General features: G+C 71.8%; 11 protein-coding genes. 5 read left to right on the top strand and 6 right to left on the bottom strand.

All coding sequences use genetic code 11. From position 1 onward, the window contains the following. Window positions 1-15: 15 nt before the first annotated feature. Window positions 16-513 carry a 5-(carboxyamino)imidazole ribonucleotide mutase gene (gene purE / locus HTZ82_RS04650; protein ID WP_375540783.1) on the bottom strand — a complete coding sequence of 166 codons (498 nt, stop codon included), beginning with the start codon at window positions 511-513 and terminating at the stop codon, window positions 16-18. 28 nt (window positions 514-541) lie between these two features. After that, window positions 542-1,681 carry a 5-(carboxyamino)imidazole ribonucleotide synthase gene (locus HTZ82_RS04645; protein ID WP_175407980.1) on the bottom strand — a complete coding sequence of 380 codons (1,140 nt, stop codon included), beginning with the start codon at window positions 1,679-1,681 and terminating at the stop codon, window positions 542-544. Between the two features lie 152 nt (window positions 1,682-1,833). On the opposite strand from HTZ82_RS04645, the gene HTZ82_RS04640 reads away from it, so the two are divergent. Beyond that, window positions 1,834-2,397, top strand: coding sequence for a GtrA family protein (locus tag HTZ82_RS04640; protein WP_175407983.1), 564 nt, complete (start codon window positions 1,834-1,836; stop codon window positions 2,395-2,397). Between the two features lie 15 nt (window positions 2,398-2,412). Here the strand turns inward: HTZ82_RS04640 and HTZ82_RS04635 are convergent, their stop codons facing one another. Both HTZ82_RS04635 and HTZ82_RS04630 read right to left on the bottom strand, forming a co-directional pair. Beyond that, window positions 2,413-3,678, bottom strand: a complete 1,266-nt coding sequence (locus tag HTZ82_RS04635) for a HAMP domain-containing histidine kinase (RefSeq protein WP_175407979.1) — start codon at window positions 3,676-3,678, stop codon at window positions 2,413-2,415. Between the two features lie 9 nt (window positions 3,679-3,687). Next, complete coding sequence (locus HTZ82_RS04630) at window positions 3,688-4,365, bottom strand: response regulator transcription factor (RefSeq protein ID WP_175407978.1); 678 nt, start codon at window positions 4,363-4,365, stop codon at window positions 3,688-3,690. A 359-nt stretch (window positions 4,366-4,724) separates the two neighbouring features. On the opposite strand from HTZ82_RS04630, the gene HTZ82_RS04625 reads away from it, so the two are divergent. Then, complete coding sequence (locus HTZ82_RS04625; RefSeq protein ID WP_175407977.1) at window positions 4,725-6,224, top strand: peptide MFS transporter; 1,500 nt, start codon at window positions 4,725-4,727, stop codon at window positions 6,222-6,224. A gap of 96 nt (window positions 6,225-6,320) precedes the next feature. Here the strand turns inward: HTZ82_RS04625 and HTZ82_RS04620 are convergent, their stop codons facing one another. Together HTZ82_RS04620 and HTZ82_RS04615 are read right to left on the bottom strand one after the other, a co-directional pair. Continuing rightward, window positions 6,321-6,881 carry an ATP-binding protein gene (locus tag HTZ82_RS04620; protein WP_175407976.1) on the bottom strand — a complete coding sequence of 187 codons (561 nt, stop codon included), beginning with the start codon at window positions 6,879-6,881 and terminating at the stop codon, window positions 6,321-6,323. 152 nt (window positions 6,882-7,033) lie between these two features. Further along, the gene (locus tag HTZ82_RS04615; RefSeq protein ID WP_175407975.1) at window positions 7,034-7,402 is read right to left on the bottom strand and encodes an STAS domain-containing protein; all 369 of its coding nucleotides are present in this window, start codon (window positions 7,400-7,402) and stop codon (window positions 7,034-7,036) included. 237 nt (window positions 7,403-7,639) lie between these two features. On the opposite strand from HTZ82_RS04615, the gene HTZ82_RS04610 reads away from it, so the two are divergent. From HTZ82_RS04610 to HTZ82_RS04600, 3 genes are all read left to right on the top strand, one after another. Beyond that, window positions 7,640-8,569, top strand: a complete 930-nt coding sequence (locus HTZ82_RS04610) for an RNA polymerase sigma factor SigF (RefSeq protein ID WP_375540782.1) — start codon at window positions 7,640-7,642, stop codon at window positions 8,567-8,569. A gap of 138 nt (window positions 8,570-8,707) precedes the next feature. After that, window positions 8,708-10,021, top strand: a complete 1,314-nt coding sequence (locus HTZ82_RS04605; RefSeq protein WP_375540781.1) for a DegT/DnrJ/EryC1/StrS family aminotransferase — start codon at window positions 8,708-8,710, stop codon at window positions 10,019-10,021. Then, the coding region (locus tag HTZ82_RS04600; protein ID WP_375540780.1) for a lipopolysaccharide biosynthesis protein at window positions 10,014-11,567 on the top strand (1,554 nt) is incomplete at its 3' end. The genes HTZ82_RS04605 and HTZ82_RS04600, both read left to right, overlap by 8 nt.

The raw sequence follows: 11,567 nt of genomic DNA, 5'->3' as shown, positions 1-11,567 counted from the left end.
CCTCCGCGCCGCCGGTCACCGGGCGAAACCGAACGACGTCGAACCCTCGACCTTCGCCCGCAGCCGCTTGCCCTTCTCCGTGGCCTGGTCGTTCAGCTCCTGCTGGAACTCCTTCATGCGGGCCAGCAGCTCCGGGTCGTGCGCCGCGAGCATCCGCGCCGCCAGCAGGCCCGCGTTGCGGGCGCCCGCGACCGACACCGTGGCGACCGGGACACCGGCGGGCATCTGCACGATCGACAGCAGCGAGTCCATGCCGTCCAGGTACTTCAGCGGCACCGGCACGCCGATGACCGGCAGCGGCGTCACCGAGGCGAGCATGCCCGGCAGGTGCGCGGCGCCGCCCGCGCCCGCGATGACCGCCTTCAGTCCCCGGTCGGCCGCCTGCTCGCCGTACGCGATCATCTCGCGCGGCATCCGGTGCGCCGAGACGACATCCACCTCGTACGCGATCTCGAACTCGTCGAGCGCCTGCGCGGCGGCCTCCATGACGGGCCAGTCGGAGTCCGAGCCCATGACGATGCCCACGAGCGGGCCGGGTGCGTTACTCAACGATCGTTCCTCGCAGATAGCCGGCGGCGTGACGGGCGCGCTCCAGCACGTCGTCCAGGTCGTCGCCGTAGGTGTTGACGTGCCCCACCTTGCGGCCGGGCTTCACGTCCTTGCCGTACATGTGGATCTTGAGCTGCGGGTCGCGGGCCATGCAGTGCAGATACGCCTGGTACATGTCCGGGTAGTCGCCGCCGAGGACGTTCGCCATGACCGTCCACTTCGCGCGCGGGCGCGGGTCGCCCAGCGGCAGGTCGAGTACGGCGCGGACGTGGTTGGCGAACTGGGAGGTGACCGCGCCGTCCTGCGTCCAGTGGCCGGAGTTGTGCGGGCGCATCGCCAGCTCGTTGACGAGGATCCGCCCGTCGCGGGTCTCGAACAGCTCGACGGCGAGGTGGCCTATGACCCCGAGCTCCTGCGCGATGCGCAGGGCGAGCTGCTGGGCCTCCAGGGCGCGCTCCTCGGGCAGGCCGGGCGCCGGGGCGATCACCGTGTCGCACACGCCGTCGACCTGCCGGGACTCCACGACCGGGTACGCCACGGCCTGGCCGTGCGGGGAGCGGACGACGTTCGCCGCGAGCTCCCGTGCGAAATCGACCTTCTCCTCCGCGAGCACCGGCACACCGGCGAGGAACGGGTCGCGGGCCTCGGCCTCGGACCGTACGAACCACACGCCCTTGCCGTCGTAGCCGCCGCGCACCGTCTTGAGGATGATCGGGTATCCGCCGACCTCCTCGGCGAACGCGGCCGCGTCGGCCGGGTCCGCCACGATGCGGTGGCGCGGGCAGGGCGCGCCGATCGCGTCGAGCCTCGCCCGCATCACGCCCTTGTCCTGGGCGTGCACCAACGCGTCGGGCCCCGGACGGACGGGGATGCCGTCCGCCTCCAGGGCCCTGAGGTGCTCGGTGGGTACGTGCTCGTGATCGAACGTGATCACATCGCAGCCCCGCGCGAAGTCACGCAGCGTGTCCAGGTCGCGGTAGTCGCCGATGACGACATCGCTCACGACCTGGGCCGCGGAGTCCTGGGGTGTGTCACTGAGGAGCTTGAATCTGATGCCGAGGGGGATACCCGCCTCGTGGGTCATACGGGCGAGCTGACCGCCGCCGACCATGCCGACTACCGGGAACGTCACCCTCCTAGGGTATCCGGCCACCGGAGCGGTCCCTCAGCGGCGGTCTCCGTACCCCCGCGGCCTGTGCGTCTCGCAGCCCGCGCGCCACCGACCGGGTGATGGTTAGCATGATTGAGTTGACGCATTCGACCGGACGGGGCCTGAAGATCATCATGAGCGAGCGCAGCGCCCTTCGGGTGCGCCTGGACCAGCTCGTCCGCGAGATAGCCAAATTCGGCGTCGTGGGCGGCATCGGGCTGCTGGTCAACATGGCCGTGTTCAACCTGCTGCGCTCCACCACGGACATCCCCGTCGTACGGGCCAGCCTGCTGGCCACGGTCGTCGCGATCGCCTGCAACTACGTCGGCTTCCGCTACTTCACGTACCGGGACCGCGAGAAGTCGGGGCGTACGCGCGAGATCTCGCTGTTCTTCGCGTTCAGCGCGCTCGGCCTGGTGATCGAGAACGGTGTGCTGTACACCGCGACGTACGGGTTCGGGTGGGACAGCCCGCTGCAGAGCAACTTCTTCAAGTTCTTCGGGATCGGCGTCGCGACGCTGTTCCGCTTCTGGTCGTACCGCACGTGGGTGTTCCGCGCCCTGCCGCCCGAGGCGCCGGTGCCCGATTCACCGGCTGCCGAGTCATCGGTGGCCGAGTCACCGGTGGCCGCCGCGACGGTGCTGGGCCAGCGGCGCCACCAGGAGGCCCCGACGCCGGTGGGCCCCTCCGCGCGCTGACGCTGACGCTGACGCTCAGCGGATGGGGCGGGGTGTGTCCTCGCGGTTGCCGGCCTCGCGGCTCAGGAACAGGGCGAACACGGCGGGCTTCAGCTGGACCAGCTCCAGGCGGCCCCCGTCGGCCTCCGCGAGGTCGCGGGCCACGGCGAGGCCGATGCCCGTCGAGTTGCGGCCGCTGATGGCCCGCTCGAAGATCCGCGCGCCCAGGTCGACCGGGACGCCCGGGCCTTCGTCGGAGACCTCCACCACGGCCTGGTTGCCGGTGACACGGGTGCGCAGCGCGACCGTGCCGCCGCCGTGCATCAGCGAGTTCTCGATCAGCGCGGCCAGCACCTGGGCGACCGCGCCCGGGGTGCCGACGGCCCGCATGCCGGTCTTGCCGGACCGTACGAGCGCCCGCCCCGCGCTGCGGTAGGCGGGCCGCCACTCCTCGATCTGCTGCTTGACGACCTCGTCCAGGTCGAAGGCGACGGCGGAGCCGGTGCGCGGGTCGCGCGCGTTCGTCAGAAGCCGCTCCACGACGTCCGTGAGCCGCTCCACCTGGGCCAGCGCGATGGTGGCCTCCTCGTGCGCGGTCTCCAGGTCGTCGGTGACGGCGATCTCCTCCAGGCGCATGGACAGCGCGGTCAGCGGTGTACGGAGCTGGTGCGAGGCGTCCGCCGCGAGCCGCCGCTCGGCGGTGAGCATCCGCCCGATCCGCTCGGCCGACGCGTCCAGCACGTCCGCGACCCGGTCCAGCTCGGGCACCCCGTACCGCCGGTGCCGGGGCCTCGGGTCGCCGGAGCCGAGCCGCTCGGCGGTCTCGGCGAGGTCCGTCAGCGGGGACGCGAGCCGGTTGCCCTGCCGTACGGCGAGGAGCACGGCCGCCACGACGGCCAGCAGCGCGACCGCGCCGATGATCAGCAGCGTACGGCCCACCTCGCGGGTCACGCCGGAGCGTGACTCCTCGACGATGACCTTCTCGCCCTGCTCGCCGGTGGCCGTGCCGCGGATGACGCTGCCCTCGGGCCGTTCGCCCACCTCGATGGGCTCCCGGCCAGGGATCTCGATACGGGCGTACCGCTCGGCGCCGCTCTGGTCGGCGAGGATGTCGGGGTTGACCGGCTCGCCGCCGATCAGCCGGCCGTCGACGATGCTGGCCAGCCGTACGGCCTCGGAGTCGACGCTCTCCTGGGCGCTGCTGCTGATCGTGCGGGTCTCGACGAGGACGAGGGAGACGCCGAAGACGCCGATCACGACGAGGACGACGGCGAGCGTGGAGCTGATCAGTCGGCGGCGCACGGGGTGCTGCTAGCTCTTCTCGAAGCGGAAGCCGACGCCGCGGACGGTGGCGATGTAGCGGGGGTTGGCCGCGTCGTCGCCGAGCTTCTTGCGGAGCCAGGAGATGTGCATGTCGAGGGTCTTGGTGGAGGACCACCAGGTGGTGTCCCACACCTCGCGCATGAGCTGGTCGCGGGTGACGACCCGGCCGGCGTCGCGGACGAGGACCCGCAGCAGGTCGAACTCCTTGGCGGTGAGCTGGAGCTCCTCGTCGCCCATCCAGGCGCGGTGCGACTCGACGTCGATGCGCACACCGTGCGTGGCGGGCTGCGGGGCGGGCTCGGCGGCGCCGCGCCGCAGCAGGGCCCGGACGCGGGCGAGCAGCTCGGCGAGGCGGAACGGCTTGGTGACGTAGTCGTCGGCGCCCGCGTCGAGCCCGACAACGGTGTCGACCTCGTCGGCGCGGGCGGTCAGCACGAGGATCGGGACGGTGTGCCCCTCCGAGCGCAGCCGGCGGGCGACCTCCAGACCGTCCATGCCGGGCAGGCCCAGGTCGAGCACCACGAGATCGACGCCGCCCTTGAGTCCGGTGTCGAGCGCGCTGGGCCCGTCCTCGCGCACCTCGACGTCGTAACCCTCCCGCCGCAGGGCGCGGGCCAGCGGTTCCGAGATGGATGCGTCGTCCTCGGCCAGCAGTACACGCGTCATGGGGTGATGGTAGTCCGCGCCGTGTGCGGGTCGTGAGGAGATCGCGTCAAGATCATCACCACCTCCGTGTCAGCGACGGGATTGTGGCTATGACCTTCGAACATGGGCATGCGGTTGCATGAACACCTGTGATCCATCTCTCAAGTCCTTCCATATGCCGCACTGTCGTGGCGTATGGTGTCGAGGCGCTTGTAGCAGGTAATCGGGGACCTTTGGCGGCATCACTCGTTGACGCACCAAAGGTCTCTTTTGTTGCGTGCTGTGGCGGACGAAGGAACGTGAGCCGGTTCCGGCCACCCCCCGAGCGGGCGTGTGACGCTCACAAAGCGGCGCGCGTCCCGGACGAACAAGGATCGACCATGGCGTCCAGCCTGACGAAGGACCCGGCCGGCACCCCGGCGGCCGAGAAGACCTTCCTCGGCCACCCCCGCGGACTGGCCAACCTCTTCATGACCGAGATGTGGGAGCGCTACAGCTACTACGGCATGCGCGCCCTGCTCGTGCTGTACCTGTCGGCCGAGGTCGCGGACGGCGGCCTCGGCTTCGACGCCGCCACGGCCATCGCCATCTACTCCGTGTACAACGCGATGGTGTACCTGCTGGCCCTGCCGGGCGGCTGGTTCGGCGACCGTGTCTGGGGCGCCCGCAAGACCGTGGCGGTCTCCGGCACGGTCATCATGATCGGCCACTTCCTGCTGGCGCTGCCGACAGAGGTCTCGTTCTTCATCGGCCTGGGCTTCATCGCCGCCGGATCCGGTCTGCTCAAGGCCAACATCTCGACGATGGTCGGCCACCTGTACCGGGACAAGAACGACCCGCGCCGCGACGGCGGCTTCACGATCTTCTACATGGGCATCAACCTCGGTGCCTTCGCCGCCCCGCTGACCATCGGCTGGGTCGGCCAGAAGATCAACTGGCACTACGGCTTCGCCCTGGCCGGTGTCGGCATGGCCATCGGCCTCGCCTTCTACCTCCTCGGCTTCCGCAACCTCGCCCCCGAGTCCAACCGCGTGCCGGCCCCGCTGTCCGACACCGAGCGGGCGACGATCGTCAAGCGGGCCATGATCTGGCTGCTCGTCGCGGTTGTCGCGTACGCGCTCGTCGGCCTGAGCGGGCAGTTCACCATCGACTGGGTGCTGTGGCCGCTGACGATCCTGGGCCTCGCCCTCCCCACGTACTACCTGGTGCGGGTGCGCCGCGACAGCGACCTGGAGCCCGTCGAGCGCTCCCGGATGTCGGCGTACGTCTGGTTCTTCATCGCGGCGGCCGCGTTCTGGGCGATCTACGACCAGACCGGCTCCACGCTCACCCTGTTCGCGAAGGACAGCACCGCGGGCTCGCTGTTCGGCTTCGACTTCCCGTCGAGCTGGTTCCAGTCGCTCAACCCGCTGTACGTGATGGCGCTCGCGCCGGTCTTCGCCTGGCTGTGGGTCGCGCTGTCGCGCCGTGGCAAGGAGCCGAGCACCCTCAGCAAGTTCGCGACGGGCCTGGTGCTGATCGGCGGCTCGTTCTTCGTGATGATGCTGGCGCAGACCGCCTCGTCGGGCGGCGTCAAGGTCACCCCGCTGTGGCTGTGCTCGGTCTACCTGATCCAGACCGTGGGTGAGCTGACCCTCTCCCCCGTCGGCCTGTCCCTCACCACGAAGCTGGCCCCGGCCAAGTACGCGTCCCAGATGATGGGCGTGTGGTTCCTCGCGGTGACCGCCGGTTCGTCCGTCATCTCGCTGCTCCAGCTCGTCGGCGCGCCCACCGACACCGAGTGGTGGTTCGCCAGCCAGGGCGCCATCGCGATGGCGGGCGGTGTCGCGATCTTCATGTTCCGCAGGAAGGTCCAGCCGCTGATGGGTGGCGTGCACTGACGCGACCCCCGCCGTACGCGGGGTCCGTACGCGTGTGAGGCCGCCGCACCGGTTCGGTGCGGCGGCCTCGGTCGTCTTCGTGTCGTCGGCCGCGCGCTACGCGGGGGCCGCCAGTTCCGCCCAGACGGTTTTGCCGACCGCTCCCGCGGCCCGCGTCACGCCCCAGTCGAGGCAGAGACGCTGGACGATGAACATGCCGTGTCCGCCCGGTCGTCCGGCGCGGTGCGGGGTGCGGGGTGCGGGCTGGCCCGTGCCGCGGTCCGTGACCTCCAGGCGCAGCACCTTCGGGCCGAGCGTGACCCGCAGTTCCTCGGGCCCGTCGGCGTGCAGGCAGGCGTTGGTGACGAGTTCGGACACGACCAGCAGCACGTCCTCGGCCGCCGCGCGGTGCTCGGCCGTGGCGGCGGGCAGCCAGCCCCACTCGTGGAGGGCCTGGCGGGTGAAGTCCCGGGCGAGCGGTACGACGCCGCTGGCGCCGTCCAGGGCGAGCCTGCGGGTCTCCCGGCGCACCGCCGCCGGGCGGTCCTGCGACGGGCGGCCCGTCGACGGCCGGTCCGCGGCCGCGCCGGAGGGCGCCACGCCCCACGGGGACGAAGCACCGGAGCCGTCCGGCTCGGGGCCGAGACCGCTCGGCGGTTGCTGCTGGGTGGCACCCATCAGCGCGTCACCTCACCGAATTCACCAGGTCGCCATTACGTCGACGTCGACATCGTTAACAGAGAGTGTGGACCCTCGGCGCGTGTACCGGGGGGTCTCCTGCGTTCTTCTGCCCGGGGGTTTCCGGGCAACACCCATCAGATCGGTCGCCCTCACGGGGCGAGCGCGGCATCCAGGGAATCGTGAACGGTGAAGACCGCTTCGGCGCCTGTGATCTCGAACACCTTGGCCACCGCGGGTCGCATCGCGACGAGATGCACACCGCCTCCGGCCGCCTCGGCCTTCAGCCGGGCGCCGAGCAGCACGTTGAGGCCGGTCGAGTCGAGGAACGCGAGCTGCGAGCAGTCGACCACGAGGCGTGCCCGGCCGTGGACGAGCGCGTTCTCCAAGGGTTCGCGCAGCAGATCCGCGGTGTGGTGATCGAGCTCACCCACCGGCGTGAGGATCTCGCTGGGTCCCTCGGTGCGGACGCCGACACTGAGCCGGCCCCGATGCGCGCTGCCGACCGTCTCGCGGCCCATTCCGCCCCTCTTCGCCGATGTCTCCAGGTCGGGTAGAACCCTACGCGGAATCCGGACGAGCCGGTAGTCGAAGGCCCCCACAAAGGGTATATACGGAACATCTGACACTTGCACCGGCGGGTGCCCACCCGGTAGGGCTAGTAGGTAACACCCGACACGGCCGGCTCGGAGGCGCCGCACACCGCAGTCACACATATGGGCATCGGCGGCCATATGCCGACAACCATGGAGGAGACCATGTCACCCCGGCTCGACGAAACGCGTACCCCCAGCGCGCCGTCGGCAACTCCCACGCAAGAGATCGATTCCACCCCCGAGGACACCCCCGAGGATCTGTACGGCGGCCCCAGCGCCTTCCCGGAGCTGGCGGACCTGCCGGAAATCCCCCCGTACGACGAGGTCGAACCGCTCGACGCGCGGGCCCTCTCCAAGACTCTCTTCGCCCGGCTCGAAACACTCGAGGAGGGCACCCACGAATACTCCTACGTGCGGAACACCCTGGTCGAGCTGAACCTCGCCCTGGTCAAGTTCGCGGCCTCCCGCTTCCGCTCGCGCAGCGAGCCGATGGAGGACATCATCCAGGTCGGCACGATCGGTCTGATCAAGGCGATCGACCGGTTCGAGCTGAGCCGCGAGGTCGAGTTCCCGACCTTCGCGATGCCGACGATCATCGGCGAGATCAAGCGCTTCTTCCGCGACACCTCCTGGTCGGTGCGCGTGCCGCGCCGGCTCCAGGAGCTCCGCCTCGACCTGGCCAAGGCCGGGGACGAGCTGGCGCAGCGGCTGGACCGCTCGCCCACCGTCGGAGAGCTGGCCGAGAAGCTCGGCATCAGCAAGGACGAGGTCGTCGAGGGCATGGCCGCGAGCAACGCGTACACCGCGAGCTCGCTCGACGCGCAGCCGGAGGAGGACGACACCGAAGGCGCGCTGGCCGACCGGATCGGCTACGAGGACCACGGCCTGGAGGGCATCGAGTACATCGAGTCCCTCAAGCCGCTGATCGCCTCGCTGCCCCCGCGCGACCGGAAGATCCTCTCCCTGCGGTTCGTCGCCGGTCTCACCCAGTCGGAGATCGGCGAGGAGCTCAACATCTCGCAGATGCACGTGTCCCGGCTGCTCTCCCGCACCTTGGGCAAGCTGCGCAAGGGACTCACCGTGGAGGAGTGACCGGCTCCGCCTCCCGCCCCTGACCGCCCCCGTGACGAGGGCCCGTTCCACCGAGGAGCGGGCCCTCGGGGCTTTCCGGCCTTATTGACGCACCGTCCCGTATGGGACACATTGGGCCGGGGTTCAGGGGGGAATCGCATGGTTTCTGCGACACGTGCAGATCTCGGCCGGCTGGAAGAGCTCATGCGCGCGCGGCTCGGCAGGGAGTGCCTGTACGTGCCGTCCTGCCGTCTCGGGCTGTACGTCGCGCTGCGCCACTGGTGCCCGCCCGGCGGGCGGGTCCTCATGTCGCCGGTCAACGACGACGTCATCTTCTTCGTGGTGCTGGCCGCCGGACTGCGGCCCGTCCAGGCGCCGCTGAACCCGCGCGACGCGTCGATCGACGTGTCCGCCGTACCGGACGAGGAGTGGCGGAACCTGTCCGCCGTCCTCACCACCAACCTGTACGGGAACCCCGACCCGGCCGCCGCCCTGGCCGGGCGGTGCGCCGACGCGGGCATCCCGCTGATCGAGGACGCGGCGCACGCGATCGGGTCCGATGTGGCCGGGCGGCCCGTGGGCACGTACGGCGACGCGGCCGTGTTCAGCCTGTCCAAGCACACGGGCGCCAAGACCGGCGGCTTCCTGGCGTTACGGGACCCGGCGCTGCGCCCGGAGCTGGCGCGGGCGCGGGACGCCCTGCTGCTGCCGTCCCGCGCGGGCGCCGAACTCGCCTACGCGGTACGCCCGTACGCGGAGGCCGCCGTGCGGGGGCTGCGGCTGGTGCGGGCGGCGCGGGCCGCGCTGCGGGCGCTGGGGCGTGAGGAGCGCGAGGACATCCGGATGCCGCTGCGGGCGGACGCGCTGCGGCGGGCGCTGGCCGCCGCGCCCGGACTCGACCCGTTCGACCCGTGGGTGCGGGTCGACCTGCACGACTACCGCCTCGCGCCCGGCCGCGCCCGGCTCCGCCGTACCGAGCGGCTGCTGCGGGGCCTCGACGCGACGCTCGCCGCGCACCGCGCCGGCACCGCGAAGCTCCTGGCGTCCCCGTGGGGCGCGTCCCCCTGGGGCGGCCCATCCGCCGATGTGCGGCCGCTGTTCCGCGTCCCGCTGCTGGTCGCCGACCGGGACGCGGCGATCGCCGCCCTGGCCCGGGCCCGCGTGACCACCGGCTACCTGTACGACCCGCCGCTCGACGACTACGCGGGCGAGCCGTTCACGGACGTCTCGCCCCGGCCCGTCGCGGCCCGCTGGTTCGCCCGGCACGCGCTGCCGGCCGACCCGCTGCGCGCGGACCTGGTGCTGCGGGTGCTGCACGCGTCGGACGCCCGGCCCGCTCCCCCGCCGGCCGTTCCCCCGTCGGCCGTTCCCCCGCCTCCGGCGCCTTCCCCGCCGCCCGCTCCCCCGCCGGACGCGTCACCGCTGCCTCCGCCGCCTCCGCTGCCTCCGCCGCCGGACGCGGGCGGTGTCTGACACCACCCGCCTGCGGGCGGAGCCCAGCACCGGGCCGCCGGACCCCGTCGCCGTGACCGAGTCCGCGCCCACCAGCGGCGACTCGATGTTCCGCAACGCCTACGCCCTGATGCTGTCCACCGGTGTCTCCGCCGCGCTCGGGCTCGGCTTCTGGCTGGTCGCCGCCCGCCACTACACCGAGGAGGCCGTCGGGCAGGGCTCCGCCGCCATCGCCGCGATGCGGCTGCTCGCCTCGGTCACGGCCACGACGATGATCGGCGCCGTGGTGCGGTACGTGCCGCGCGCCGGGCGGGCGACCGGGCCGCTGGTGTGGCGGGCGTACGGGGTCAGCTCCCTCGTCGTGTGCGCGGCCTGCGCCGCGTTCCTGTTCACGCTGGACCTGTGGGGCCCCTCGTACGCGCCGCTGCGCGGGCTGCCCGCAGGGCTGTTCTTCACGGCCGCGTGCGTGGCCTGGGCGCTGCTCACGCTCCAGGACGGGGTGCTGACCGGGCTGCGGAAGGCCGTGTGGGTGCCGGTCGGCAACGCCGTCTTCTCCGTCGGCAAGCTGGTGCTGCTCGTCGTCCTCGCCACGGCCCTGCCCGTGCTCGGCGTCTTCGTGTCGTGGGCGCTCGCCATCGCCCTGTCCGTGCTGCCGCTCGGCTGGCTGGTCTTCCGCAGGCTCATTCCCCGTCAGGCGGCCGCCGAACGGGACCGGGAGCCGCCCGCGGTGCGGGAGATGGGGCGGTTCCTGGCCGGGGACTCGGTGGGCGCGCTGTTCAGCCTGGCGATGATCAACCTGCTGCCCGTGATGGTCGCGGTCCGCTTCGACGCGGCGCACAACGGCTACTTCTACACGGCGTACACGGTCGGCGGGACCATGGAGTTCATGGCCATCAACATGGCCTCGTCGCTCACCGCGCACGCCTCGCACAGCCCGGAGAGCCTGGCCGACGGCGTACGGGGAGCGCTGCGGCGCATGGCGCTGCTGCTGGTTCCGGTGGTGGTCGTGCTGGTGCTGTTCGCTCCGTACATCCTGCTGCCGTTCGGCGCCTCGTACGCGGAGCACGGGACGACGGTGCTCCGGCTTCTGGCGGCGGCCGCGCTGCCGCGGGTGGCCGTCGAGCTGTACATCGGGGTGCTGCGGGTGCAGGGCCGTACGGGCAGGCTGGCGGCGGTGCAGGGCGCGATGTGCGCGCTGGTGCTGGGCAGCGCGGCGGTCCTGATGACGCCGGCGGGCATCGCGGGGGCGGGGCTCGCGATGCTGCTGTCGATGACGGTGATGGCGCTGGTGGCGGCTCCGGGGCTGCGGGCGGCTGTGGCGGCGCGCGGGACCGCGGTGGGTGAGGATGGTGCCGTGCGCGGGGACGGGCGGGGTGGTGCGGTGTCGGAGGGCAAGGTGGTCTCGTGGCTGTGGCTGCTGCTCGGGTTCGGGGCCGGACTGTTCTGGGTGCCGCTCGTGCGGCTGGTGCGGGAGCCCGGGGGCGGCGGGTACGAGCGGCTGACCGGGGGCGATCTGCTGGAGGCGCTGCCGCCGGTCGGGGTCGGGGCGGGGGTGCTGATGGTGCTG

This window comes from Streptomyces sp. TRM64462 (assembly GCF_013362995.1).
Lineage (GTDB): Bacteria > Actinomycetota > Actinomycetes > Streptomycetales > Streptomycetaceae > Streptomyces.
Note: the sequence above shows the minus strand (reverse complement) of the source record. Positions and strands in the feature narration are given on the sequence as shown.